This window comes from Gymnodinialimonas sp. JB5-7, from assembly GCF_055693405.1.
The window spans coordinates 181,322-205,959 of the sequence record NZ_JBVFUX010000012.1 but is presented as its reverse complement, the minus strand read 5'-3'; the positions used below and the strand labels follow the sequence as shown (position 1 = coordinate 205,959).

The window sequence follows — 24,638 nt, the reverse complement described above, 5'->3', positions numbered from 1 at the left end:
GCCCGTTCTTATCCTCGCGGCCTATCGGAGTGCGATGGAAATTGTCGTAGAATCAATGGCTTGACCACCTCGAGAGAGGGTGATCGTACCTGCATAAGTGCCCGGATCGAGGGGTGCGCGGAGGCGACGACCGGAGGCGCGGAAAAGCTGTGCCTGGGTGCGCTCAAGCGTGATGGACTGGCTGTGGAAGGTGACGCCATCTTCGTCAGCAATGGTGAACTCGATAACGTCGCCGTCGCGACCGCCATGGAAAAACCCCCATAAAACAAGGGCTTCCCCGTTGGCGCTGAGGGTTTCGGCGCGGGCGGTTCCAGCCTGAATTTCGGCATAATCGGGGACGGTTTCGGAAAAGCCTGCGCTGAGGATCTCGCCCGCTGGCAAAGCGATTTCATCGGCCCAGAGATCATCCGCGTCGATTGCGCAGGTATGGGTGTCGGACGGGTCGAACGGATCGACATGGGTGCCATCTTGCCGAACGGAGAGGTGCAGATGCGGGAACTCGGTTCGGCCAGAAAGTCCAATGAAGCCAAGAGGTTGACCGGCTTGGACTGTGTCGCCGCTAGCCACAGAAATCGAGCCCTGGGCAAGGTGGCAATACTGCGTTTGCCAGCCATTTCCATGGTCCAGAACAACGCCATTTCCGCAATCCTGGCCGTCTGGAAAGCCTGCGATTCCTGTGTCTGGGACTGAATTTCGGGTGCCCAGGACGGTGCCGGAGGCGGCGGCGAGGACGGGGACGATTTGGGCCATGGCCGCGAGGTCGGGCAGGCGAATGTCGGTGCCTTGGTGGCCATCGTAAGTCTGTGCCCCGCAACGAAAATCTTGCGCGCCGGGGCCGGGATCACGGTCCATCGCCTGCTGGATAAAGCACGTCTCACCCAGGGTGCATTCAACGGGAAAATGTAACTCCAGAGCGTCTTGTGCCGGAGCGGCGAGGGGCCAGATCACTACCCAAAACTGTGACCAGTTGAACGCAAATGCGTCCATTTGGACGCATTTTTCGCGAAAAAAGCGTCCAAATGGACGGGTTTTTCCAGGCCCTACAAAGATGCGTCCAGATGACCGCATTTTGCAAATGGCCGGCTGCGAGGTCGAGCCAACGAAAAGGGCCGGCAGCTTGCGCCACCGGCCCCTGTTGCTCTGGTCCGAACTGGGTCAATCGGCCGTCAGAAGCGGCGGCTTCTTTTTGGACGACAAACGCGGGCTGCCGGGTTCTTCGATCCGCAGCTCGATCTCGCCATCCTTGACGCCGACCTTGACGTTGCCGCCCTTGGCCAGCTTCCCGAAAGAAGCTCCTCCGCGAGGGGCTTCTTGATATGCTCCTGGATCACGCGGCCAAGCGGGCGGGCGCCCATCCGGTCGTCGTAGCCCTTGTCGGCCAGCCACTCGGCGGCGGGCTTGGTGAGCTCGATCGTGACGTTGCGGTCCATCAGCTGCGCCTCCAGCTGGAGGACGAACTTTTCGACCACCTGCAGGATCACATCCTTTGGCAGTGCGCCGAAGGAGATGACCGCATCCAGACGGTTGCGGAATTCCGGCGTGAACGTGCGTTCGATTGCGGCGGTATCTTCGCCGGTCCGACGGTCGCGGCCAAAGCCGATGGCGGCCTTGGCTTGCTCAGCCGCGCCCGCGTTCGAGGTCATGATCAGGACCACGTTGCGGAAATCGACGGAGCGACCGTTATGGTCGGTGAGCGTGCCGTGATCCATGACCTGCAAGAGGATGTTGAAGACATCCGGATGCGCCTTCTCGATCTCGTCCAGCAGCAGCACGCAATGCGGATGCTGGTCGACGCCATCGGTCAGAAGGCCGCCCTGGTCGAAGCCGACATAGCCCGGAGGCGCACCGATCAGGCGGGAGACGGCGTGCTTTTCCATGTACTCGGACATGTCGAAGCGCAGCATCTCGACACCCAAAACATCGGCCAATTGCTTGGCGACTTCGGTTTTGCCGACGCCGGTGGGTCCTGCGAACAGGTAATTGCCGATCGGCTTTTCCGGTTCGCGCAGGCCCGCGCGGGCGAGCTTGATGGACGAAGACAGCGCCTCGATCGCGTTGTCCTGCCCGAAGACGACCCGCTTGAGGGAGACTTCGAGGTCTTTGAGAACCTCGGCGTCGTCCTTGGAGACGTTCTTGGGTGGGATGCGGGCGATCTTGGCCACGACATCTTCGATTTCCTTGGTGCCGATGGTCTTGCGACGCTTGGACTCAGCGACAAGGTGCTGTGCGGCCCCGGCTTCATCGATCACGTCGATGGCCTTGTCGGGCAGCTTGCGGTCGTTGATGTAGCGGCTGCTGAGTTCCACCGCCGTCTTGATCGCATCGGCGGTGTATTTGACGGAGTGATGCTCCTCAAAATAGGGCTTGAGGCCCTTGAGGATCTTCACGCTGTCTTCCACCGAAGGTTCGGTCACGTCGATCTTCTGGAACCGGCGGGACAGCGCGCGGTCCTTCTCGAAGTGTTGGCGGTATTCCTTGTAGGTGGTGGAGCCCATGCAGCGCAGGCCGCCGCCCTGAAGCGCGGGCTTCAGGAGGTTTGAGGCATCCATTGCGCCGCCGGACGTCGCACCTGCACCGATGACGGTGTGGATCTCGTCGATGAAGAGAACGGCATCGGGGTGATCTTCGAGTTCCTTGACCACGGCCTTCAGGCGTTCCTCGAAATCGCCGCGATAGCGGGTGCCGGCCAGCAGCGCGCCCATATCGAGCGAGAAGATGGTGGCGCCTTGCAGCACTTCGGGTGTCTCACCCTCGACGATTTTCTTGGCGAGACCTTCCGCGATGGCGGTTTTGCCCACGCCGGGATCACCCACCAGAAGCGGGTTGTTCTTGCGGCGGCGGCAGAGCACCTGAATGCAACGCTCAACCTCATGGGAACGACCGATCAGGGGATCGACATCACCCTTGGTGGCCTTGGCGTTGAGGTCGACGCAGTATTTCGAGAGGGCGGATTCCTTGCCCTCTTCCTCAACTTCGCCGCTCTGCACGGATTGGGCTTCGTTTTCTTCATCCTCGGCCCCGGAGACAGAGCGGGCTTCGCCGTAGGACGGATCCTTGGCGACGCCGTGGGCGATGAAGTTGACCGCGTCGTAACGGGTCATGTCCTGTTCTTGCAGGAAGTAGGCGGCGTTCGACTCGCGTTCGGCAAAGATCGCGACCAGCACGTTTGCCCCGGTCACTTCCGTGCGGCCCGAGGACTGGACGTGGATCGCGGCGCGCTGAATGACGCGCTGGAAGGCGGCCGTGGGCACAGCCTCCGACCCTTCGACATCCGTTTCCAGCGTCGAGAGATCATCGTCGATGAATTTCACGAGTGTTTCGCGAAGGATTTCGACGTCAACCGAGCAGGCCTTCATGACCTTTTGCGCGTCGGGTTCGTCGATCAGGGCAAGCAGCAAGTGTTCCAGCGTCGCAAGCTCGTGACGACGAGCATTGGCATTCGCCAGGGCAGCGTGGATGGCCTGTTCCAAAGTGGTCGAAAAAGATGGCACGTCGCGTGCTCCTTCCGTGTGCGTCGAGGCGGCGCAAGTCCCCGCCCGATCATGGCCTCATAGAGTTAAGTTTTGCTTTCCGCGCGGAGGTTTCAAGAAAAAATGTATCAACGGTCCGTGTTCGGAGCCACAAGATGCTGGGGTTCACCAGGATTTACGCGGTAAGGTATTGGGGTTGCTTGTTTTTGCAGCGACTGCTGCTTTCGTGTTCAAAACTTGTCTTTTCGGGCTCGGATCTCGGTGAAGACATCGACGGCAGGGGCGTTTGTGACGGCCCAGGGTCGCGGCAATGTCGGGCTCGATTGGCGCGCAGGAAGGGGTTGGTGGCCAATTCCTGAGCAAGGCTGGAGGGGATGGTGGGCTGGTCCGCGGCGCGGGCCGCCTCGATCTCGGCATAGGCGAGAGATAAGGTCTGGATTGTCCGGTTCAATGGTCATCGCGAAGCGCGCGTTGGACGCGGTGTATTCGTGGCCGGAATAGATCATCGTCTCGGGCGGCAGGGCGGCGAGCTTGGACAGGCTGTCCCACATCTGGTCGGGCGTGCCCTCAAACAGGCGGCCACAGCCGAGCGCCATGAGGCTGTCGGCAGTGAAGGCGGCGCGGGCCCCGGGCACGACAAATGCGAGGTGGTTGTCGCAATGGCCAGAGACGTCGAGGACGTCGACCTTCAGGGAACCGATTGTGAAGCTGTCGCCCTCAGCCAGCGGATGGTCGAGCGCGGGCAGGCGGGCGGCATCGGCGCCGCAGCCGTAGACAGCGCCTCCTTTTGCGGCCTTCAGCGCGTCGACGCCCTGAACATGATCCCAGTGGTGGTGGGTGATCAGGATGTGCGACAGGGTCCAGCCACGCGCGTCAAGCTCGGCGATGATTGGGGCGTGGTCGGGCACGTCGATGCAAGCGGTCGCCCCGGTGGCGGGGTCATGCAGGAGGAAGGCGTAGTTGTCCGACAGGCACGGGATGGTGACGATCTGCGGCTCGGACATGGTAATCCCCCTGGGGTTGGCTATCTTGTTGGGCAAGCCTGCGCCATGGTGCCGTGGGGTTCAAACGGATTTCTTGCATGCATCTCGACGTCATCGACCTGCGGCAATTCTATTACCGCACGCGGCTTGGCCGGATCGCGCAAAAGGCGGTGCGGGAGCGGATGCTGAAGATGTGGCCGGATGCGAAGGGGCAGGCGGTCGTGGGCTTCGGCTTTGCGGTGCCGTTGTTGCGCCCGTATCTGGCCGATGCGCGACGGGTGATTGCGCTGATGCCGGGTGAGCAGGGAGTGATGCCCTGGCCTGCAGGGTTGGAGAATGTCTCGACCCTGTGCCGCGAAGGCCTGTGGCCGGTGCAATCGGAAAGTGCCGACAAGCTGATCTGTTTGCACGGGGTGGAGACGTCGGAGCATCCGGCGGCGGTGCTGGAGGAATGCCAGCGGGTGCTGGCCCCCGGCGGACGGGCGATGTTCATCGTGCCGAACCGATCGGGCCTGTGGGCGCGACGGGACGGCACGCCGTTCGGGTTCGGGCGGCCCTATTCGCTGGGGCAGTTAGAGGCGCAGCTCAAGCGGCACGATTTCGTGCCAGAGCGCCATGCGGCGGCCTTGTTCTCCCCGTCGCACCAGAAATTCTGGCTGAAAAGTGCGGACATGTTGGAGCGGATTGGTGGCAAGCTGAGCCGCAGCCGCGCGGGCGGGGTGATCTTGCTGGAGGCGTCCAAACGCGTGCCGGCGCGGCCAAGGCCGGGTCTGGCGGCGGCTGTGCGCAGGCCCGCTGCGGGTGCTGGAAGGTGCGCCAACTCCGGCTGGTGTGTCGGGCCGCAGGGCCGCAGATATCTCGCGGCGGGACGTGTCGTGATCTGCATCGTCTATTTCAGCGAGACCGGGCATACGCGGGCTGTTGCGGAGGCTGTGGCCGAAGGCGCCGGCGAGGTGCGGTTGATCGACGTCGAGGCCATGGGGCCGCAGGATTGGGCCGCGCTGGACGCGGCGGAGGCGATTGTCTTTGGAGCGCCGACCTACATGGGCTCCACCGCCGCGCGGTTTGACATGTTTCTGGAAGAGGCGGCGAGCCGCTGGGACACGGGCGCATGGGCTGACAAGATCGCGGCTGGCTTCACCGTGGCGGTGCACCCATCAGGCGACAAGCTGAATGCGCTGGTGCGGCTGGCGGTGTTTGCGGCGCAGATGGGGATGATCTGGGCGGGCCAATCCGAGATCGGCGCGCCGGTGAAGCCGGAGCGGGAGGGGATCAACCGCGATGGATCGTGGCTGGGGCTGATGGCGACCGATCCGGTAACGGAGGGTGACAAGGCAACGGCGCGGCTGTTTGGGGCGCGCGTGACGGCGGCGGCCAAGCGGTGGCAGAGGGGTGCGGCGCAGTAGACGCTGCGCATGAGGGACTTTTTGCTTCGTGAAGAGGTTGGCACGGTGTATTTTGCTGGCGTTAACCTGAGCGAAGGACTCCATGGCCGACCCCTATTCCGACCTCGGCGCGCAGGATGCGGCACTTCAAGAACGGATTGCTGCCGCGATGGAGGCCCGCTGTTTGGAGCCGGCGCAGATCGCCATTCGCAAAGACTATCTCAGCGGTCTGAATCTGCCGGGTAATGCTCGTGCGCTGGAACTTGGGTCCGGCACCGGCCATGTGACGAAGGATCTGCTCGATCTTGCTGGCGCATCAAACGCGCATGGGTTGGAGCCCTCGCCGGTGATGGTTGCACGGGCGAAAAAGACTTTTGGCGATGACCCGCGTTTGAGTTTCGCCATTGGGGACGCGAAGCAGACGGGTTTTGAGGATGCCTCCTTCGATCTGGTGTTGATGCACACCTTGCTGTGTCACGTCCCCGGTCCGGAAGAGGTGGTGGAAGAAGCGTTTCGCATTCTGAAGCCGGGCGGGGTTCTGGCGATATGCGATGGCGACTACAGCACGGCGACGGCGCAGATTGCGGATTTCGACCCTGTGGACCAGCTTGTCCGATTTATGATCAACCAGAATGTCACCAACCTTTGGATCATGCGCCAGATCACCGGGCTTCTGACCAAGGCCGGTTTCCAGCTTGGCGTGTCCAGAGGGCATGGATATGTGGCGGAAGGTGAGGCCGCCTACTTTCTGACGGTGATAGATCGCGGCGCCGACCGTATGGTTGAAGAAGGCACGCTTTTTGCGGAAACGGCGGTGGCCCTCAAGGCAGAAGCGCGGCGGAGGGTGTCCGCCAAGACGTTTTTTGGGTTCATGTCCTATGTCAGCCAGATCGCCTTTAAGCCAAGCACCTGAGGCCTGAGCACTGTGCCTAAACCTCAAATATTGCCGCTGTGCCACGACAAATCGCCCAAGAATCGAGCCAATGTGCCGCACCTTTTGCGCGGGCAAAGCGCCGCAGCGACGTGATGTGCCTTCAACCCTTTGAAACAAGGCGCTCTTTCAACCTGAAGGGGCTTTCGCACACCCTGTTGCAGCATCGCAAACCCTCTGCTACACCCCGCCCGAATTCACAGGGGAGTGATGGCCGAGCGCCGTCACGACAGGGATTGCCCGGGGACAGCGTCGCTGCCAACCGACCCGGGCACACGTCCAAATGGAGCGCGCCTTTCGGGCGCGACGTATACGAAAGGGGTCTTCGTGAGCGAACCAGCTTCGATCTCGACCGGCATTGCTGCGCGGTATGCGACTGCAATGTTTGAATTGGCGTCTGAGGACAAGGCGCTCCCCGCGCTGGAATCCGACATTGATGCATTGGACGCGGCCCTTGAGGGCAGCGCCGACCTGCGCGACCTGATCAACTCACCCATCTACGGGCGTGAGGAAACGGCGTCCGCAATTGGCGGCGTGGCCGACAAGATGGGTTTGAACGCGATCACCGGCAACACGCTGCGCCTGATGGCGTCCAAGCGTCGCCTGTTCGTGCTGCCAGCGCTGCTTGCAGAGCTGCGCGCCAAGATTGCGGACCACAAGGGCGAGGTGACGGCGGAAGTGACGTCGGCCAAGGCCCTGACCAAGACACAACTGGATAAGCTGGCCAAGTCGCTGAAAGCGTCTGTCGGCAAATCCGTGAACCTGAAAGCGACCGTCGATGAGGGTATCATCGGCGGTCTTGTTGTTAAAGTTGGCTCGAAGATGATCGACACGTCGATCCGCTCCAAGCTCAACGCACTCCAGAACACGATGAAAGAGGTCGGATAACATGGCGATCCAAGCAGCTGAGATTTCTCAGATCCTCAAGGAGCAGATCAAGTCGTTTGGTCAGGACGCGCAGGTTGCCGAAGTCGGCCGCGTTCTGAGCGTGGGTGACGGTATTGCGCGGGTCTACGGCCTCGACAATGTTCAGGCCGGTGAGATGGTCGAATTCCCCGGTGGCATTCAAGGCATGGCCCTGAACCTCGAATCCGACAATGTGGGCGTCGTGATCTTCGGCACCGACCGCGAGATTAAAGAAGGCGACACCGTCAAGCGCACGAATTCGATCGTGGACGTGCCGGCTGGCATGGGTCTGCTGGGCCGTGTTGTGGACGGTCTGGGCAACCCGCTGGACGGCAAAGGCGCCGTTGAGGCGGAAGAGCGTCGCGTGGCCGACGTGAAAGCGCCCGGCATTATCCCGCGTAAATCGGTGCACGAGCCGATGGCGACGGGTCTGAAAGCCATTGACGCGATGATCCCGATTGGCCGTGGCCAGCGCGAGCTGATCATTGGCGACCGTCAGACCGGCAAGACCGCTGTGGCGCTCGACACGATGCTGAACCAGAAAACCTACAACGACGCCGCGACGGATGAGAGCCAGAAGCTCTACTGCATCTACGTGGCTGTGGGTCAGAAGCGGTCGACCGTGGCGCAGCTGGTGAAGAAGCTGGAAGAGACCGGCGCGATCGAATACTCGATCGTTGTGGCCGCAACCGCATCCGACCCCGCGCCGATGCAGTTCCTGGCACCCTACGCCGCAACCGCGATGGCGGAATATTTCCGCGACAACGGCAAGCACGCGCTGATCATCTATGATGACTTGTCGAAGCAGGCTGTGTCCTATCGTCAGATGTCCCTGCTGCTGCGCCGTCCGCCCGGACGTGAAGCCTATCCGGGTGACGTTTTCTACCTGCACTCGCGCCTGCTGGAACGCTCGGCGAAACTGAACGAAGACAATGGCTCGGGCTCTTTGACGGCTCTGCCCGTGATTGAGACCCAGGGCGGCGACGTTTCGGCCTTTATTCCGACCAACGTGATCTCGATCACCGACGGTCAGATCTTCCTTGAAACGGAACTGTTCTTCCAGGGCATCCGCCCGGCTGTGAACACCGGTCTGTCGGTGTCTCGTGTGGGCTCGTCCGCGCAGACCAACGCAATGAAGTCGGTGGCTGGCCCGGTGAAGCTGGAACTGGCGCAGTACCGTGAGATGGCGGCGTTCGCGCAGTTCGGCTCAGACCTCGACGCCTCGACGCAGAAGCTGCTGAACCGTGGCGCGCGTCTGACGGAGCTGATGAAGCAGCCGCAATACTCGCCGCTGACCAACGCGGAAATCGTTGTGGTCATCTTTGCGGGCACCAACGGCTACCTTGATGATCTGCCGGTGGGTGATGTGGGCCGCTATGAGCAGGGCCTGATCACCTTCCTGCGGTCGAAGCATCAGGATCTGCTGGATTGGATCACCACGGAAGACCCGAAGGTGAAGGGTGAGGCTGCTGACACGATCAAAGCCGTGCTCGACGCCTATTCGGCTGATTTCGCCTGATCGAAAGGGACTGTGAAGAAGGTATACCGGTGTCTCGAATGCAGAAGGATACGTGAGGGAACCTCACCTTGTCCTAGGCGGCGCGGAATTTGCGCGATGCGACTTGGGCAATATGTGCCCTTCGAGATGACGAACGACGAATGGAAATTGCATCGGCGGGGGCGACGAAAAGAGTGGGCGATCTTTGGGATTGCGAGTGTGCTTTTGATCGTTGCCGTTGCGATGTGGGATAGCTGAGTGAAGGGCGGATATGAATGCCGAGCCTTAAGGACCTGAAAAACCGGATCGAGTCGGTCAAGTCGACCCGCAAGATCACCAAGGCGATGCAGATGGTCGCCGCCGCAAAGCTGCGCCGTGCGCAGGAAGCGGCGGAGGCTGCGCGTCCCTATGCGGACCGGATGAACGCCGTGATGGGCGGCCTGGCCTCTGCCGTTGGGGCGTCGGAAGGCGCGCCGAAGCTGTTGGCCGGAACGGGTGAAGACAACGTGCACATGCTGGTGGTCATGACCGCCGAGCGTGGTCTGTGCGGTGGCTTCAACTCGTCCATCGCCCGTCTGGCGCGCCAGCACGCGCAAAAGCTGTTAGCCGAAGGCAAGACCGTCAAGATCCTGACGGTCGGCAAGAAGGGCCGGGAGCAGCTGAAGCGTGATCTGTCGGCGCATATGGTCGGCCACGTTGATCTGAGCGACGTCAAGCGCATCGGCTATGCCAATGCGGCTGACATCGCGTCGGACGTCTTGGGCCGGTTTGACGAAGGCGAGTTCGACGTCGCGACGATCTTCTATAACCGCTTCGAGAGCGTGATCAGCCAGATCCCGACCGCGACGCAGGTGATCCCGGCCTCGTTCGAGGATGCGGGCGAAGACGCCGACAGCGGCACGCTTTATGACTACGAACCCTCGGAAGAGGCGGTGTTGGAAGACCTTCTGCCACGCGGTATCGCCACGCAGATCTTCACAGCCCTTCTGGAAAATGCAGCGTCCGAACAGGGCGCCCGGATGAGCGCGATGGACAACGCAACGCGCAATGCCGGCGAGATGATCGACAAGCTGACCATCGAGTTCAACCGCTCGCGTCAGGCTGTCATCACCAACGAGCTGATCGAAATTATCTCGGGCGCGGAAGCGCTCTAACGGAACCGGAGACTTAGACATGGCAAAAGTCGGTAAAATTACGCAGGTCATCGGCGCCGTCGTTGACGTGCAGTTCGACGAACACCTGCCCGCAATTCTCAACGCGCTTGAGACGGACAACAACGGCAAGCGGCTGGTTCTGGAAGTGGCGCAGCACCTGGGTGAAAACACCGTGCGCACCATCGCCATGGACGCAACCGAGGGCCTTGTGCGTGGTCAGGAAGTGTCCGACACGGACGGCCCCATCGTGATGCCCGTGGGCAACGGCACGCTGGGTCGGATCATGAACGTTGTGGGTGAGCCCATCGACGAGCGTGGCCCGATTGACGCGACCGAGACCCGTGCGATCCACCAGGAGGCGCCTGACTTCCAGGAGCAGTCCACCGAGTCCGAGATCCTCGTGACCGGCATCAAGGTTGTGGACCTTCTGGCGCCTTACGCGAAGGGCGGTAAAATCGGCCTCTTCGGCGGTGCCGGCGTGGGCAAGACGGTTCTTATTCAGGAACTGATCAACAACATCGCCAAAGTGCACTCCGGCTTCTCGGTGTTCGCGGGTGTGGGGGAGCGGACCCGTGAGGGGAACGACCTGTACTACGAATTCATCGAGTCCGGCGTTATCAACATGGAAGACCTGACCCAGTCCAAAGTGGCGCTGGTTTACGGTCAGATGAACGAGCCTCCGGGTGCGCGTATGCGTGTGGCCCTGTCGGGTCTGACGTTGGCCGAGCAGTTCCGTGACCAGTCCGGTACGGACGTTCTGTTCTTCGTCGACAACATCTTCCGCTTCACGCAGGCCGGTTCCGAAGTGTCCGCCCTTCTGGGCCGTATTCCTTCGGCTGTGGGCTATCAGCCGACGCTGGCGACCGACATGGGCGCGATGCAGGAACGCATCACCTCGACCAAGCAGGGCTCCATCACCTCGGTGCAGGCCATCTACGTGCCTGCAGACGACCTGACCGACCCCGCGCCAGCAACCTCGTTTGCGCACCTTGATGCCACGACCGTTCTGTCGCGCGCGATCTCGGAGCTGGGGATCTACCCCGCCGTGGACCCGCTCGACTCGACCTCGCGTCTTATGGATCCGGGCGTTGTGGGTGAAGAACACTACGAAGTGGCGTTTGCCGTGCAGGGTATCCTTCAGCGCTACAAGTCGCTGCAGGACATCATCGCCATCCTCGGGATGGACGAACTGTCGGAAGAGGACAAGCTGACCGTGGCCCGCGCCCGGAAGATCCAGCGTTTCCTTTCGCAGCCCTTCGACGTGGCCGAAGTGTTCACCGGTTCGCCCGGTGTGCAGGTCGCCCTCGAAGACACGATCCGTTCGTTCAAGGCGGTTGTGGCAGGTGAATACGACCATCTGCCCGAAGCGGCCTTCTACATGGTGGGTGGCATCGACGACGTGATCGCCAAAGCCGAGAAGATGGCAGCCGAGGCTGCCTGATTTAAGCGGGCCGGTTCGCCGGCCCGTCACACCGAAAACCGGAGGCCATCATGGCAACCATGCAATTTGATCTCGTCAGCCCCGAGCGCCGCCTGGCCTCGATGGAAGTGTCGGAGGTTCAGATCCCCGGCGCCGATGGCGACCTGACCGCGATGCCTGACCACGCGCCGATGATCACCACGCTGCGCCCCGGCGTGCTGAAGGTGTCGGGTGCGGACGGTGAGAAATCGTACTTCGTGACGGGTGGCTTTGCCGATGTCGCGGGTCCGTCTGCCACGATCCTGGCGGAACGTGCGCTGCCGATCGAGGAAGTCACGGGCGAGTTGGTGGAAGAGTTGATCTCGGCCTCCGAGGCCAAGAAGGCTGAGGCGAGTGAGGCCGCGGCGGATGTGGCGGCGAAATACCATGCCGACCTGACCGCGACGCTGGATGCAATCGTCGGCCGATAAGCGCCACAATATGAATTGCGAAAGGCCCTTGGCGCAAAGCTGAGGGCCTTTTTGTTTATCCGGCGCGAATTCATGGCCTACGCCATTCTTTTTCTCAACATTGCCGCAGGTTTCAGCTTACAAACAGCGAAAGTGTAATTTCGTCAGTGCCATGAAACGTTTCCAATCCAATTCCGTCGCCGTCGACCAAGGGTCGAGCGTTCTGTTTTCCGACTTCTCCAACAATGGGCCGATGTGGTCCGGTGAAGGCCCGCGCGAGTCGGTGACCAAGGTCGAATTCGCGGAGCCTTATCTGGAGCCGCCGATGGTCCATGTCTCGATCTCCATGTGGGATATGGGCGGCGATACCAACCAGCGTGCGGATCTTCGGGCCGAGAAGATCACGACCAAGGGGTTCAGCCTTGTGTTCCGCACCTGGGGTGACAGCCGAGTGGCCCGCATTCGGGCGGATTGGATGGCCATCGGGCAGTTGCCGGATGACGATTTCTGGGACGTCGATTGATCCGCAGCAAACCGTGTGACGCCACGTCACTTTGAACATCGTTCAAAAATGAACTACGTTCAATCTCGAATCGCATTCGGGAGGATCGGCAACCATGGCGGGTGACACTTTAATCGACTGGATGACGCAAGCGGCGCCAGCGGTGCTGGTCGGGCTGGTTTCGGGCGTGATCTCGGCCTTCGCGGTGGAGCCGGGGGTGCAATTCCTTGAACAGATCAGCTTTCTGCAGGACACGCTCGTTGGGTTTTTGTCGATCCTGGGACTGACGGCAGGCCTTTGCTTTGGCGTTGCAGGCGCCGGGTTCGGGTTGTGGCGGCTGGACTATGATCTGCGCCATGCGGCCCTTTGGTTCGTAGGATCAATCATAGGCATGAGTGCTGCGTTCTACGCGGCTATCTTGTTTTTCGACAATGCGTCGAACCAGTACGTCCTGTCCTATCTGGTGGGGAGCCCGGTCGGTGCGCTGATCCTGGGGGCGCCGATTGTCATGTTCCGGCCCTATCTGGCGAAGATGAAATTGTTGGCGAGCCTGTTAGTGGTCCCGACCCTCTGGGCGGTCGGTGTTGCCTTCGCACTGTTGTGGGCCAGTTCCGACGACGCCCTTGCCGTGCCATGGCTTCTGGCATTGTTCTGCGGCTGGCAGACCATTTACTTGGTGATCTTGTCGGTGTGGCGGCGCGCTTAGCGCCCCCACATGCCCTTGGGGTAGAGCCCTTCGTAGATCGGCACCAGCGAGGCCGTGTCGAACAGCGATGACACCGACGTGCCGTTCCAGATATTCAGGATCGACTGTGCGAACATGGGCGCGGTCGGAACCACGCGGATATTGGCGCAGTTTTCCACGTGTTCGGTGGCTTCGATCGTGTCGGTGATCACCAGCGATTTCATGACGGAGTTGGTCACACGCTCTACCGCCGGGCCGGACATCACGCCGTGGGTGATGTAGGAATGCACTTCGGTGGCGCCAGCCTCCATCAGCACCTCAGCGGCTTTACAGAGCGTGCCGGCGGTATCGCAGATGTCATCAACGATGATACATTTCTTGCCTGTCACATCGCCGATCACGGTCATTCCGGCCACTTCGCCAGCCTTTTCCCGACGTTTGTCCACAATGCTCAGCGGCGCGCCGATCCGGGTGGCAAGCTCGCGCGCGCGGGCCACGCCGCCCACGTCGGGGGAGACGACCATCACGTCGGACATGTCGCCGCCGAATTGGTGCAGGATGTCGAGGGCGAAAATCGGCGAGGCGTAGAGGTTATCGACCGGAATATCGAAAAAGCCCTGGATCTGGGCCGCGTGCAGGTCCATCGTCAGGACCCGTTCGATCCCGCCTGCGACGATCATGTTCGACACCATCTTGGCGCTGATCGGCGTGCGCGCCTTGGTACGGCGATCCTGACGGGCATAGCCGAAATAGGGGATCACCGCGGTGATCCTGGATGCCGAGGACCGGCGCAGGGCGTCGGCCATGATCAGAAGCTCCATCAGATTGTCGTTGGCGGGCTTCGATGTCGACTGGATGATGAACATGTCCTCGCCCCGGACATTCTCGAACACCTCGACAAAAATCTCGCCATCGTTGAATCGCTCGACCCGGGCATCGACCAGGCCCACTTGCATCCCACGATGCATCGTCATCCGCTTGCCGATGGCATCCGCCAAGCTCTTGTTTGCATTGCCGGAAATGAGTTTCGGGTCTTGTGCAGCCATTGATCTGTCCCCTCTGGCCAAGGTATCGGCCCGTCCCCACGCGGCCCCCCTGTATACAGTTGACACCCCCTAACACCCGCTCCACTTATCCGCCAAGCCAAAAGGGGGCGCATCATGCCACATATCGACTACTATTTTTCGACGATCTCACCCTACACCTACCTCGCCGGTACCCGGATGGAGGAGGTCGCAGCCAATCATGGCGCGACGATCACCTACAAGCCGCTCGACATTATTGCGCTGTTTGGGCGGACAGGCGGCGTGAAGCCCGCCGACCGCCACGAAAGCCGCAAAGAGATGCGCCTGCAGGAAATGCGCCGCCAATCGGCGAAACTGGGCATGAAGATGAACCTGCAACCCGCGTTCTGGCCGACGAACCCGGCGCCATCGTCTTACGCTTTCATCGCCGCATCGAAAGCGGGCGGTGGAGATTTGGGCGCGCTTGTCCATGCGCTCACGCGCCGCGTTTGGGCGGATGAGCAGGACATCAGCGAGGATGATGTCATCCGCGCCGCATTGGAAGAGGCGGGCTTTGACGGAGCGCTGGCCGATAGCGGGATGCTGGCGGGGGCCGAGGAATATGCACGGAACCTGGAAGATGCGGTCAGCGCCGGAGCCTTTGGTGCGCCTTTCTACATCGTTGATGGGTCCGAGAAATTCTGGGGCCAGGATCGGATAGCGGACCTCGACCTGTTCCTCGCCGGCAAATTGTGAGCGTCCGGCACTGGGGGCAGGGGGCCGAGCATGCCGTCCTGCTCCACTGCACCCTGGCCCATGGCCGGGCCTGGGCGGGTGTTGCGCGGCATCTGGGTGACCGCCTGTCGATGATCGCGCCCGATCTTCTGGCCCATGGCGCGGGGCCCGAGGCTGATCGCAACCGTGACTTTCACGATCAGGCGTCCGAGGGCGCGATGCGCCATTTTCCAGACGCCCCAGTGCACCTGATCGGCCACAGTTTCGGCGCCACACTCGCCCTCCGCCTCGCCATCGAGGCGCCCGCGCGGGTGCGATCCCTCACGCTGATCGAGCCGGTGCTGTTCTGTGCCGCCGATGGCCCCGGTCGCGCCGCCCATGATGCGCATTTTGCGCCGCTAGCCACGGCCATGACTGAGGGCGACCTGGACGAGGCCGCGCGCATCTTCCTTGGCCTTTGGGGCACGGAGGCCTTCGATGATCTGCCCGCCGCGCAGCAACGCTACATCACTGACCGCATCTGGATCCCTGAGGCGACGGAGCCCGCGCTTGTCCATGACGGCGCGCGCCTGCTGCCGCGCTTGCGCGCGCTGACCCTCCCGACCCTGCTTCTTGAAGGCACAAAATCCCCGCCGGTGATTGCCGAGATCAACACGCGCCTGGCCGCTGATCTGCCCCGCGCTGCCCGCGCCCGGATTGAGGGTGCCAGCCATATGGCGCCGATCACACATCCAGAGGCCGTGGCGTCCGAGATCCGGCATTTCCTCGCCACGCTCTGACCCGCCCTTCTTTGTTCCCGAAATATGCCTGGGGGAGTCCGCAGGACGGGGGCTGGCCCCCGTGCGCGCGACGCAGCCCCTTGCACCGCAGCCGCGGGTGACGCATCTAGAACCTCAACAGAAAGGCGCATTCCATGGCACTGCCCGTTCGGCAACAGATGATCTACTGGGGCATCGCCGCCCTCGTTTTCCTTGCGGTGCTTTATCTGCTTGGTGATGTGATCATGCCGTTCCTTGTTGGCGGGGCGATTGCCTATTTCCTGGACCCAATCGCAGACCGGCTGGAAAAGATGGGCGCCTCGCGCGTTTTGGCGACGGCCGTCATCTTCGTCTTCCTGATCCTGATCGTCGTATTGGCGGCCTTGATTGTAATCCCGCTTCTGGTTCAGCAAACCAGCGACCTGATCGCCGCGGCCCCCGGCATTTTCGAGAATCTGCGCGGCTTTCTGACGGAACGCTTCCCCGAGTTGATCAACGAAGCCTCGCCCATTCGCCAGTCGCTGGCCAATATCGGTGAAACGATCCAGGAGCGCGGGGCGGAGCTTTTGCAGACCGTCCTCAGCTCGGCTGCCGGTGTGATCAACGTTCTGGTCTTCATGGTCGTTGTGCCTGTGGTGGCTTTCTACATGCTGCTGGACTGGGACCGGATGGTCGCGCGGATCGACGACCTTTTGCCGCGTGACCACGCCCCGGTGATCCGGGATCTCGCCGCCCGGATCGACCGGACGTTGGCCAGTTTCATTCGCGGCCAGGGCACGGTCTGCCTCATCCTGGGGGCCTTCTACGCCATCGCCCTGATGGTTGTGGGCTTGCAATTCGGGCTGGTGGTCGGGCTTGTCGCGGGGCTGTTGACGTTCATTCCTTACGTCGGTGCGCTGGTGGGCGGGCTTTTGGCCGTGGGCCTTGCGCTGTTCCAGTTCTGGGGCGCGGACAATTGGTGGATGATCATCGTGGTGGCCGCGATCTTCCAGATCGGCCAGATGATCGAGGGCAATGTCCTGACCCCGAAATTGGTAGGCTCGTCCGTTGGCCTGCACCCGGTCTGGTTGCTGTTTTCCTTGTCCGCCTTTGGCGCGCTGTTCGGTTTTGTGGGCCTACTGGTCGGCGTACCGGTGGCGGCGGCCATTGGCGTGCTGGTGCGCTATTTCATCGAGCGTTACCAGCAAGGGCTGTTGTATCGCGGTGTTGAAGCCCGAAGCAGCCAGGACAGCGACGCAGAGTAATGCCCCGGCAACTGACCTTTGATCTGCCCCCGCGCCCGGCGATGGGGCGTGACGACTTTTTCGTCAGCGCGGCCAATATGAGTGCTGTTGCGCTGATCGACGGCTGGAGGGATTGGCCACACGGCAAGATGGTCCTGACGGGTGCACCCGGCGCAGGCAAAACGCACCTCGCCCATGTCTGGGCCGCGCAGTCGGGTGCGCGGATCGTGGCGGCGGATGCGTCGCACGACCTCACCGATCTGCCGCCCGCCCTAGTGTTGGAAAACTGCGAGGCGGTCGCGGGGGATGCCGTGGCCGAGGAGGGGTTGTTTCACCTTCACAATGCCTGTGTGGCCGAGGGCATCCCGCTGCTTTTCACCGCCGCCACGGCCCCCAGCCGCTGGGGCCTGCGCCTGCCGGATCTTGCCAGCCGCATGGCGCAGGCGGGGCTCGCGCATATCGACCCGCCCGATGATCAGCTTTTGATGATGGTCCTTGTCAAACAGGCCGCTGACCGCAACATGGGCCTGACCCCCAATATGCTGAGCCATATCACCGCCCGCATGCCGCGCGATTTCGCGGCGATCACGGCCTTGATCAAACGCGCCGATGCTTTGGCGTTGAGCGAGAAGAAGCCCGTCAACATGGCCCATATCCGTGCAGCCCTTGCGGATGTAGCCGGTGATCCGTCATCCTGAAGCCACAAACCCAAGGTATTGCACGCATCCATGAGCTTCGCTGACTTCCTCAATGCGCCCATCTGCGCGCCTCTGGACCTGATGGCCGACGACATTGAAGGCCCCAAGCGGTTCTTCAACCGGGAATTGTCTTGGCTGGCGTTCAATTGGCGCGTGCTGGAAGAGGCCGCGAACCCCCGTGTGCCTTTGTTGGAGCGGGTACGCTTTGTCTCGATCTCCGCGGGCAACCTAGATGAATTCTACACCGTGCGTGTGGCGGGCCTGCGCGAGCTGGCGCAGGAGGGCAACCTGACGCCCGCCGCCGATGGGCGCACACCGGCGGAGCAGTTGAAGCTGATCAACGCCGATGCGCGGGCCCTGATGGTCCGCCAGCAGGAGGTGTTCACCGGCCTGCGCGCGGAGCTGGAAGCCGAGGGGATCACCGTCGTCACCCGGGATGCGTTGACCGAGGCCGACAAGGCGCATCTTGCGGATTTCTTCCTGGAGCAGGTCTTTCCGGTTCTCTCACCGCTTGCCATCGACCCGGCGCATCCCTTCCCGTTCATCCCGAATGAAGGCATCGCCCTCGCGCTGCAAATGAAGCGTGACCGGGACGGACGGCAGCTTCAGGCCCTGCTGCCGATCCCGGGTCAGATCGACCGTTTCCTTCCGCTGGAGGCCGAGGACGGCAAGGCGCGGTATCTGCCGCTGGAAGAGTTGCTGTTGCTGAACATCAACGCACTTTTCCCCGGCTATAATGTGAGCGGCACCTGTCTGTTCCGCGTGCTGCGTGACAGCGATCTGGAAGTCGAGGAAGAGGCCGAAGACCTCGTCCGCGAATTCGAGACCGCGCTGAAGCGTCGCCGCCGGGGAGAGGTGGTGCGCCTGCAGATCAGTGAGGGTGCGCCCGAGAAACTGGCGCGCGAAATCCTTGATGAACTGCATGTCAGTGGAGATGAGGTGGTTGAGGTCAAAGGCATGATCGGCCTTGTCTCACTCAAGGAACTCGTCACCGACACCCGGCCTGATCTGCTGTGGCGATCGTTCACACCGCGCGTGCCGGAACGGGTGCAGGACCATGACGGCGATATGTTCGCGGCGATCCAGTCCAAGGATATGCTGCTGCACCACCCATACGAGACCTTCGATATGGTCATCCGCTTTCTGGCCCAAGCGGCGCGGGACCCCAATGTGGTGGCGATCAAGCAGACGCTTTATCGGACGTCGAATGAGAGCCCCATCGTGGAGGCTTTGTGTGAGGCGGCCGAGAACGGCAAATCCGTCACTGCTTTGGTGGAGTTGAAGGCGCGCTTTGACGAGGCCGCCAATATCCGCCAGTCGCGCAAACTGGAACGGTCCGGCGCGCATGTGGTCTACGGGTTCATCAACTACAAGACCCATGCCAAGATCAGCACGGTGGTCCGACGCGAGGGAGACCGCCTTGTCACCTACACCCACTATGGCACCGGCAACTACCACCCCATTACCGCGCGCATTTACACCGACCTGAGCCTGTTCACCTGCGATGCCGCCTTGGGGCGCGATGCGACCAAGGTGTTCAACTATATCGGCGGATATGCCGAGCCTGCGAACCTGGAAAACCTTTCGATTTCGCCGATTTCGATGAAATCCACGTTGCTGGAGCGGATCGCGGCGGAGGCCGAGCACGCACAGGCGGGCAAGCCCGCGATGATCTGGGCCAAGATGAATTCGCTGATCGAGCCTGACGTGATCGATGCGCTTTATGATGCGAGCCAGAAGGGCGTGCAGATCGACCTCGTTATCCGCGGGATTTGCGGGTTGCGCCCCGGTGTTAAGGGGCTGTCCGAGAATATCCGGGTGAAATCGGTTGTGGGCCGGTTTCTTGAGCATTCGCGGATCGTCTGTTTCGGCAATGGGCACGGACTTCCCGCCAAAAAGGCGCGGGTCTTCATCTCCTCCGCCGATTGGATGGGCCGCAACCTCAACCGCCGGGTGGAGACTCTGGTGGAGTGCAAAAACGCCACCGTGAAGGCGCAGATCGTGGGCCAGATCATGGCCGCGAACCTCGCGGATGTGGCGCAAAGCTGGGTCTTGCGCGGGGATGGCTCGTTCGAGCGGCCCGACCTTAGCCAGATTGAGAACCCGTTCTCCTGCCACCGCTTTTTCATGGAAAACCCATCGCTGTCAGGCCGGGGATCTGCCGGGGCGAAGGATGTGCCCGAATTGACCCATGGTGATGACTGACCGGTGATTGACCGGGGCGCGGAGGCCGTGCCACAAAACGCGGGCATCCGGGCCTGAGGGGGAGCAAGACCATGGAGGACGGCCACCCCGATTGGGGTCCTTTCGGAGTGCCCTTGTTCGATGGCCCCGAAGCGCGGTCGCTTGCACGGGTGGGGGTGATTGATATCGGCTCTAACTCCGTCCGGTTTGTGGTGTTTGATGGCGCGGCGCGCTCGCCCGCCTACTATTTCAACGAGAAAATCCTTTGTGGTTTGGGCGCCGGTTTTGCCGAAACGGGCCGCTTGAATGCGGAAGGCCGGGTGCGGGCCCTTGCAGCGCTCAAGCGCTTTGCCGCTTTGGCGCGGTCGATGAAGGTGCATCCGATGCTGACGGTGGCCACGGCAGCAGTGCGCGATGCAGAGGATGGGCCGGAGTTTCGCGCCGACGTGTTGCGGGATACGGGGCTGGAGATCCAGATCCTTGATGGCGAGGAAGAGGCGCGGCTTTCGGCACAGGGCGTGCTTCTGGGCTGGCCCGGTGCGCAGGGGTTAATCTGCGATATTGGCGGGTCCTCCATGGAATTGGCGGTGTTGAAAGGCGACGGCGTCGTGGGGGAGCGGCGCACCTCGAACCTCGGGCCGCTCAAGCTGATGGGAATCAAGGGCGGCAAGAAGGCGATCCGCGCCCATATCCGGGAACGGATTGCAGAGCTGATCGACGGGTTTCCCGAAAAGCCCAAGCGGTTGTTCCTTGTCGGTGGCTCGTGGCGGGCGATTGCGCGGGTCGACATGATCCGGCGCGACTATCCGCTGAAGGTTCTTCACGAATACCGCATGACGCCCAAGGCGATCATGAACACGATCAGGCATATCGGCGCCACGGACGTGGAGGCGCTTAGGGCGCAGACCGGCAATTCGGTGGAACGGATGCGGTTGGTGCCCTTGGCGGCGCTGGTGCTGAAGGAATTGGTGCGGCAGCTGAAGCCCAAGGAGGTCGCGATTTCCAGCTACGGGATCCGCGAAGGGCTGCTGTACGATCAGATGTCCGATGCGCTGCGCCAGCGTGATCCACTGATTGAAGCGGCGCGCCATGCGGAGGCGTCTTCCGCCCGGCAGCGCGGGTTCGGTCGGGCGCTTTACCGGTTTATCGAGCCGCTTTTTCCCGGCGCGCGGCCCGACAAGAAGCGCCTGATCCGCGCGGCCTGTCTGCTGCATGATGTCAGCTGGCGCGCGCATCCCGATTACCGGGCGGAGGTCTGCTTTGACAACGCCACGCGCGCGAACCTTGGCGGGCTGACCCATGGGGAGCGGGTCTATCTGGGGCTGGCGCTGCTGCATCGTTACAAATCAAACAGGGCAGGCACGGGCTTTGATGCGAACCTGTTGGAGTTGTTGTCAGAGAAGAAGGTGCGCGAGGCTGAGATCCTGGGCCGTGCCATGCGGTTCGGGGCAATGTTCGCGTTGGAGAACCCGGTCGATCACGGCAAGCTGCGCCTGCGCCCCAAGCGGCGCGAGTTGATCCTGACGCTGACCTCGGACGAGGGGCGAAGCCTGTTTGGCGAGGTGTCGGAGGCGCGGTTCAAGGCGCTGGCGCAAGCGCTTGAAGTGGAGCCGATTGTGAAGGGCCTGCGTTAAGCGGGTGGTAGGGATTCCCTCAATAGAGTGATCGCACGCGATGCCCTAGCTATGGGTCATCGCGAAGGATGACTTCGTAGGAGACTTGCCATGACTGCCCTGAATACCATCGCCTGCTCTGCTGTTTTGCTGATCCTTGTGATGTTTACGGTCATGCTATCTGCCCCCGTCTCGGCCGGGGTGATCTGACGCGATATGTCCCTGAAGGTGCGGCGGGTTTTGTCCCTTGTACCGCCGCACCGTTCCCTTTGTTCCCTTTTCCTGCGGCCCCATTTTGGGGCCGCTTTTTTTCGTGTGACTGCGCAAATGGTAGGGAAAGCCCCCATACCGCGCAGGGGCGCTTGGGCGTAAGTTGGATGCAGGAGAGAAGGAGCTGCCCCAATGTCTACCATGAATATTTTGTCCGTTACGCTTATCGTTTTGATCCTCGCCTCTGGCATTGCCCTGTTCTTCGGAATTCGTGCAGCCCAGGCCAATGAGCCGAGCGTCCCCGTTTTCCTGCCTGCCCCGAGTGTCGAGGCGAATTTCGCGCCTGACACGATGGATGACGTGCCGGGCCTGTTTGAGGCTCAGTAAGATGACCACCCCCGGACGCCTTCACCTTGCCGCCACGATTGGCCTGATCCTGTGCCTTGGCGCCGTGACAATGGCGGAAGCTGGTGTGTTTGGGACATCCTCGGGCGGATGAGGCGTGATTGACCGCCCCGCACCTGCGCCGCGACCGGATGGGTTTGGAACAACCAGTGGCGGCGATCCGAACGTCTGATGGAGCATGCCATGACCTTTGAACGTATCACCTTCTCCGCCCTTGGTTTTTTGGCCATTCTGTGCGCGGTCATGGCGCTGCTGCTTCTCAACACGCCGATGGCTGAGGCTGGTGTGTTGGAGACGCCAACGGGTGGGTTGGGCACGATAGATCGGCCCTCGTTTTGCCTTGCACCCTGGATCGCCGGGCTTGTGCCCGGGTCCTGCACCGGAGGGACGGTCTGATGTCGCGCGTGATCCTTGCATCTCTGACCCTCGCCATGGGCGTCGCAGCCCTTTCGCTTGCGGTTAGGCCCGCTGCGGCCGGGGTCCTGCAAACGCCAACCGGTGGGTTCGGGTCGATCGACCGGCCTGCGCCCACGCCGCGCCCGGATGGGTTTGGCACAATGGCCGGTGGCGACCCGAACGTCTGAGCCGCTTGTGAGCCATTTTCCTTTCGCGTAGAGCTTGGCGGACCAATATTTCCAAGGGTTCCGCCAATATGCGCCTTAGCCGCTACTTCCTCCCCGTTCTCAAGGAAACGCCTGCCGAGGCGCAGATTGTCAGCCACCGGCTGATGCTGCGCGCGGGCATGATCAAGCAGCAAAGTGCAGGCATCTATTCGTGGCTTCCCCTGGGCTACAAGGTGCTGCGCAATATCGAGCGGATCGTGCACGAAGAGCAGATCCGCGCGGGCCATATCCCGATGCTGATGCCCACCCTGCAAAGCGCGGATTTGTGGAAGAAATCAGGACGTTACGATGCCTATGGGCCTGAGATGCTGCGCATCCGGGACCGGCATGACCGTGACATGCTCTATGGTCCGACGAATGAGGAGATGATCACCGAGATCGTGGCCAACTACGTGACGTCCTACAAGGCGCTGCCGCTGACGCTGTATCACATCCAGTGGAAATTCCGGGACGAGGTGCGCCCGCGCTTCGGCGTGATGCGGGGGCGCGAGTTCCTGATGAAGGACGGGTACAATTTCGATGTGTCGAAGGAAGAGGCGTTGCATGCCTATAATCGCCACCTCGTCAGCTACCTGCGCACCTATGAGCGGATGGGCCTGCAGGCGATCCCGATGCGTGCCGATAGCGGGCCGATTGGCGGCGATGACACGCACGAATTCCTGGTGCTGGCGGATACGGGTGAGAGCGAGGTCTTCTACGACAGCGAAGTCACCGATTTGACCTTTGGCGATCGCGAGATCGACTATGACGACAAGGCCGCCTGCCAGGCGATCATGGATGAATTCACCGGGCGTTACGCACGCACGGATGAGACCCATGACGAAGCCCTGTTCAACGAAATTCCCGAGGAACGCAAACGAGTTGCGCGGGGGATCGAGGTTGGCCAGATCTTCTATTTCGGCACCAAATACTCGGAATCCTTCGGGGCCATGGTGCAGAATGAGGCGGGCGAGCGGGTGCCGCTTCATATGGGATCGCACGGGATCGGGGTGAGCCGTCTGCTGGGGGCGATTATCGAGGCCAGCCACGACGACAATGGCATCATCTGGCCCGAAGGCGTGACGCCGTTCCATTGCGGGATCGTGAATCTGAAGCAAGGCGATGCGGAGGCTGATGCGGCTTGCGAGAGCCTGTATGCGGCGCTGGAAGCCGAAGGGCTTGAGCCGCTCTACGACGACCGGAACGAGCGTGCGGGCGGCAAGTTCGCGACCATGGATCTGATCGGCCTTCCGTGGCGGATCACCGTGGGTCCGCGCGGCTTGAAGAACGGTGTCGTGGAGCTGACGAGCCGGAAAACAGGCGAAAGCGAAGAGATGTCTCCTGAGGCCGCCGTGGCCCGTGTGGCGGAGATTTATGCGCCCCACAGACCGGTGAATGCGGGAATTTAGAGCCGGTTTTGCCGGCGATGTATCCCTCAAACACCCACCAAAGTTGTGTTTTGGTTTACTGTGGGTGCTCTGCCCGTTTTTCGAAGGGGCGGCACATAATGCTGGACCAGGGGAGTGCCGGGGCTAGCCTCAAGTCATTGAAAAGGAGAGATTTCCATGAAGAAACTGATTTTGGTTGCAGGTCTTCTGGCCGCAAGCGCCTGCGTTTATGCGCCCACTGCGCCCTATGGCGGCGGTGGCTATGGCGGCCCGGCAGAGCCGGACATCTACGATCTGCCTGCGCATTGCTACTACGATCAGTATCAGCAGGTGATCTGTCGCTGACCGCCAGCGAAGGTTTGGCTGGTCGGCAATCTCCATGCTGAAAAACACTCTCGGATCGCCATAACGGGTGCGGGTGTATGGCTGATCTGA

At 61.8% G+C, this 24,638-nt stretch carries 22 protein-coding genes and 3 pseudogenes; 21 read left to right on the top strand and 4 right to left on the bottom strand.

What is annotated here, in order from left to right; genetic code table 11:
* Nucleotides 1-21: 21 nt before the first annotated feature.
* The 3 genes and pseudogenes from ACZ1HK_RS08650 to gloB all read right to left on the bottom strand — a co-directional run bounded on the left by ACZ1HK_RS08650 (nucleotide 22) and on the right by gloB (nucleotide 4,474).
* Nucleotides 22-987 carry a M23 family metallopeptidase gene (locus tag ACZ1HK_RS08650; RefSeq protein WP_472628371.1) on the bottom strand — a complete coding sequence of 322 codons (966 nt, stop codon included), beginning with the start codon at nucleotides 985-987 and terminating at the stop codon, nucleotides 22-24.
* A gap of 168 nt (nucleotides 988-1,155) precedes the next feature.
* Nucleotides 1,156-3,491 (bottom strand): annotated as a pseudogene (gene clpA, locus ACZ1HK_RS08645) (ATP-dependent Clp protease ATP-binding subunit ClpA).
* Between the two features lie 209 nt (nucleotides 3,492-3,700).
* Nucleotides 3,701-4,474 (bottom strand): annotated as a pseudogene (gene gloB, locus ACZ1HK_RS08640) (hydroxyacylglutathione hydrolase).
* Nucleotides 4,475-4,551: 77 nt separating this feature from the next.
* Between gloB and ACZ1HK_RS08635 the strand changes: the two are divergent.
* The 10 genes and pseudogenes from ACZ1HK_RS08635 (at nucleotide 4,552) to ACZ1HK_RS08590 (ending at nucleotide 13,404) form a co-directional block, all read left to right on the top strand.
* Nucleotides 4,552-5,332: pseudogene (locus ACZ1HK_RS08635) on the top strand (class I SAM-dependent methyltransferase).
* Nucleotides 5,329-5,859, top strand: a complete 531-nt coding sequence (locus ACZ1HK_RS08630; RefSeq protein WP_472628370.1) for a flavodoxin family protein — start codon at nucleotides 5,329-5,331, stop codon at nucleotides 5,857-5,859. Before ACZ1HK_RS08635 ends, ACZ1HK_RS08630 begins: the two are co-directional and overlap by 4 nt.
* An 82-nt stretch (nucleotides 5,860-5,941) precedes the next feature.
* Nucleotides 5,942-6,751, top strand: a complete 810-nt coding sequence (locus ACZ1HK_RS08625) for a methyltransferase domain-containing protein (RefSeq protein ID WP_472628369.1) — start codon at nucleotides 5,942-5,944, stop codon at nucleotides 6,749-6,751.
* 345 nt (nucleotides 6,752-7,096) lie between these two features.
* A complete protein-coding gene (locus tag ACZ1HK_RS08620; RefSeq protein ID WP_472628368.1) occupies nucleotides 7,097-7,657 on the top strand; it encodes a F0F1 ATP synthase subunit delta in 561 nt (186 codons plus the stop codon).
* Nucleotide 7,658: 1 nt separating this feature from the next.
* Nucleotides 7,659-9,194, top strand: coding sequence for a F0F1 ATP synthase subunit alpha (atpA, locus tag ACZ1HK_RS08615; protein WP_472628367.1), 1,536 nt, complete (start codon nucleotides 7,659-7,661; stop codon nucleotides 9,192-9,194).
* 254 nt (nucleotides 9,195-9,448) lie between these two features.
* Nucleotides 9,449-10,327, top strand: coding sequence for a F0F1 ATP synthase subunit gamma (locus ACZ1HK_RS08610; protein ID WP_472628366.1), 879 nt, complete (start codon nucleotides 9,449-9,451; stop codon nucleotides 10,325-10,327).
* A 19-nt stretch (nucleotides 10,328-10,346) separates the two neighbouring features.
* On the top strand, nucleotides 10,347-11,768 hold the full coding sequence (gene atpD, locus ACZ1HK_RS08605; protein ID WP_472628365.1) for a F0F1 ATP synthase subunit beta: 1,422 nt from the start codon (nucleotides 10,347-10,349) through the stop codon (nucleotides 11,766-11,768).
* A 50-nt stretch (nucleotides 11,769-11,818) separates the two neighbouring features.
* Nucleotides 11,819-12,217: a F0F1 ATP synthase subunit epsilon gene (locus tag ACZ1HK_RS08600; protein WP_472628364.1), complete on the top strand. Its 399-nt coding sequence runs from the start codon at nucleotides 11,819-11,821 to the stop codon at nucleotides 12,215-12,217.
* 151 nt (nucleotides 12,218-12,368) lie between these two features.
* Nucleotides 12,369-12,719 carry an H-type lectin domain-containing protein gene (locus ACZ1HK_RS08595; protein WP_472628363.1) on the top strand — a complete coding sequence of 117 codons (351 nt, stop codon included), beginning with the start codon at nucleotides 12,369-12,371 and terminating at the stop codon, nucleotides 12,717-12,719.
* Nucleotides 12,720-12,813: 94 nt separating this feature from the next.
* Entirely contained in the window at nucleotides 12,814-13,404 is a 591-nt protein-coding gene (locus ACZ1HK_RS08590; RefSeq protein WP_472628362.1) for a hypothetical protein, read from the top strand.
* On the opposite strand, the gene ACZ1HK_RS08585 is transcribed toward ACZ1HK_RS08590, so the two are convergent.
* Nucleotides 13,401-14,429, bottom strand: coding sequence for a ribose-phosphate pyrophosphokinase (locus tag ACZ1HK_RS08585; RefSeq protein ID WP_472628361.1), 1,029 nt, complete (start codon nucleotides 14,427-14,429; stop codon nucleotides 13,401-13,403). The two genes, ACZ1HK_RS08590 and ACZ1HK_RS08585, sit on opposite strands and share 4 nt — an antisense overlap.
* A 114-nt stretch (nucleotides 14,430-14,543) precedes the next feature.
* Between ACZ1HK_RS08585 and ACZ1HK_RS08580 the strand changes: the two genes are divergently transcribed.
* From ACZ1HK_RS08580 to ACZ1HK_RS08530, 11 genes are all read left to right on the top strand, one after another.
* On the top strand, nucleotides 14,544-15,143 hold the full coding sequence (locus ACZ1HK_RS08580; protein WP_472628360.1) for a DsbA family protein: 600 nt from the start codon (nucleotides 14,544-14,546) through the stop codon (nucleotides 15,141-15,143).
* Nucleotides 15,140-15,901, top strand: coding sequence for an alpha/beta fold hydrolase (locus ACZ1HK_RS08575; RefSeq protein WP_472628359.1), 762 nt, complete (start codon nucleotides 15,140-15,142; stop codon nucleotides 15,899-15,901). The genes ACZ1HK_RS08580 and ACZ1HK_RS08575 overlap by 4 nt, the downstream gene beginning before the upstream one ends.
* Nucleotides 15,902-16,035: 134 nt before the next feature.
* Nucleotides 16,036-17,124, top strand: coding sequence for an AI-2E family transporter (locus ACZ1HK_RS08570; RefSeq protein ID WP_472628358.1), 1,089 nt, complete (start codon nucleotides 16,036-16,038; stop codon nucleotides 17,122-17,124).
* The gene (locus ACZ1HK_RS08565; protein WP_472628357.1) at nucleotides 17,124-17,801 is read left to right on the top strand and encodes a DnaA/Hda family protein; all 678 of its coding nucleotides are present in this window, start codon (nucleotides 17,124-17,126) and stop codon (nucleotides 17,799-17,801) included. The genes ACZ1HK_RS08570 and ACZ1HK_RS08565 overlap by 1 nt, the downstream gene beginning before the upstream one ends.
* 30 nt (nucleotides 17,802-17,831) lie before the next feature.
* Nucleotides 17,832-20,006, top strand: a complete 2,175-nt coding sequence (locus ACZ1HK_RS08560; protein WP_472628356.1) for an RNA degradosome polyphosphate kinase — start codon at nucleotides 17,832-17,834, stop codon at nucleotides 20,004-20,006.
* A 71-nt stretch (nucleotides 20,007-20,077) separates the two neighbouring features.
* Nucleotides 20,078-21,619 (top strand): Ppx/GppA family phosphatase, encoded by a 1,542-nt coding sequence (locus ACZ1HK_RS08555; protein WP_472628355.1) that lies wholly within the window; start codon nucleotides 20,078-20,080, stop codon nucleotides 21,617-21,619.
* A 381-nt stretch (nucleotides 21,620-22,000) separates the two neighbouring features.
* Entirely contained in the window at nucleotides 22,001-22,195 is a 195-nt protein-coding gene (locus ACZ1HK_RS08550; RefSeq protein ID WP_472628354.1) for a hypothetical protein, read from the top strand.
* 201 nt (nucleotides 22,196-22,396) lie between these two features.
* Nucleotides 22,397-22,609 carry a hypothetical protein gene (locus ACZ1HK_RS08545; protein ID WP_472628353.1) on the top strand — a complete coding sequence of 71 codons (213 nt, stop codon included), beginning with the start codon at nucleotides 22,397-22,399 and terminating at the stop codon, nucleotides 22,607-22,609.
* The gene (locus ACZ1HK_RS08540; protein WP_472628352.1) at nucleotides 22,609-22,797 is read left to right on the top strand and encodes a hypothetical protein; all 189 of its coding nucleotides are present in this window, start codon (nucleotides 22,609-22,611) and stop codon (nucleotides 22,795-22,797) included. Before ACZ1HK_RS08545 ends, ACZ1HK_RS08540 begins: the two co-directional genes overlap by 1 nt.
* 68 nt (nucleotides 22,798-22,865) lie before the next feature.
* Nucleotides 22,866-24,224, top strand: coding sequence for a proline--tRNA ligase (gene proS, locus ACZ1HK_RS08535; RefSeq protein ID WP_472628351.1), 1,359 nt, complete (start codon nucleotides 22,866-22,868; stop codon nucleotides 24,222-24,224).
* Between the two features lie 156 nt (nucleotides 24,225-24,380).
* Nucleotides 24,381-24,548, top strand: a complete 168-nt coding sequence (locus ACZ1HK_RS08530) for a hypothetical protein (protein WP_472628350.1) — start codon at nucleotides 24,381-24,383, stop codon at nucleotides 24,546-24,548.
* Nucleotides 24,549-24,638: the final 90 nt, after the last annotated feature.

Bases quoted from the DNA above. Each gene is read 5' to 3' on its own strand.
- ACZ1HK_RS08560 (WP_472628356.1), top strand. From the start codon at position 17,832: ATGAGCTTCGCTGACTTCCTCAATGCGCCCATCTGCGCGCCTCTGGAC.
- atpA (WP_472628367.1), top strand. From the start codon at position 7,659: ATGGCGATCCAAGCAGCTGAGATTTCTCAGATCCTCAAGGAGCAGATC.
- proS (WP_472628351.1), top strand. From the start codon at position 22,866: ATGCGCCTTAGCCGCTACTTCCTCCCCGTTCTCAAGGAAACGCCTGCC.
- ACZ1HK_RS08590 (WP_472628362.1), top strand. From the start codon at position 12,814: ATGGCGGGTGACACTTTAATCGACTGGATGACGCAAGCGGCGCCAGCG.
- ACZ1HK_RS08600 (WP_472628364.1), top strand. From the start codon at position 11,819: ATGGCAACCATGCAATTTGATCTCGTCAGCCCCGAGCGCCGCCTGGCC.
- ACZ1HK_RS08545 (WP_472628353.1), top strand. From the start codon at position 22,397: ATGACCTTTGAACGTATCACCTTCTCCGCCCTTGGTTTTTTGGCCATT.
- ACZ1HK_RS08565 (WP_472628357.1), top strand. From the start codon at position 17,124: ATGCCCCGGCAACTGACCTTTGATCTGCCCCCGCGCCCGGCGATGGGG.
- ACZ1HK_RS08610 (WP_472628366.1), top strand. From the start codon at position 9,449: ATGCCGAGCCTTAAGGACCTGAAAAACCGGATCGAGTCGGTCAAGTCG.
- ACZ1HK_RS08585 (WP_472628361.1), bottom strand. From the start codon at position 14,429: ATGGCTGCACAAGACCCGAAACTCATTTCCGGCAATGCAAACAAGAGC.
- ACZ1HK_RS08580 (WP_472628360.1), top strand. From the start codon at position 14,544: ATGCCACATATCGACTACTATTTTTCGACGATCTCACCCTACACCTAC.
- ACZ1HK_RS08530 (WP_472628350.1), top strand. From the start codon at position 24,381: ATGAAGAAACTGATTTTGGTTGCAGGTCTTCTGGCCGCAAGCGCCTGC.
- ACZ1HK_RS08540 (WP_472628352.1), top strand. From the start codon at position 22,609: ATGTCGCGCGTGATCCTTGCATCTCTGACCCTCGCCATGGGCGTCGCA.
- ACZ1HK_RS08650 (WP_472628371.1), bottom strand. From the start codon at position 987: ATGGACGCATTTGCGTTCAACTGGTCACAGTTTTGGGTAGTGATCTGG.
- atpD (WP_472628365.1), top strand. From the start codon at position 10,347: ATGGCAAAAGTCGGTAAAATTACGCAGGTCATCGGCGCCGTCGTTGAC.
- ACZ1HK_RS08595 (WP_472628363.1), top strand. From the start codon at position 12,369: ATGAAACGTTTCCAATCCAATTCCGTCGCCGTCGACCAAGGGTCGAGC.
- ACZ1HK_RS08625 (WP_472628369.1), top strand. From the start codon at position 5,942: ATGGCCGACCCCTATTCCGACCTCGGCGCGCAGGATGCGGCACTTCAA.
- ACZ1HK_RS08550 (WP_472628354.1), top strand. From the start codon at position 22,001: ATGTCTACCATGAATATTTTGTCCGTTACGCTTATCGTTTTGATCCTC.
- ACZ1HK_RS08555 (WP_472628355.1), top strand. From the start codon at position 20,078: ATGGAGGACGGCCACCCCGATTGGGGTCCTTTCGGAGTGCCCTTGTTC.
- ACZ1HK_RS08570 (WP_472628358.1), top strand. From the start codon at position 16,036: ATGGCACTGCCCGTTCGGCAACAGATGATCTACTGGGGCATCGCCGCC.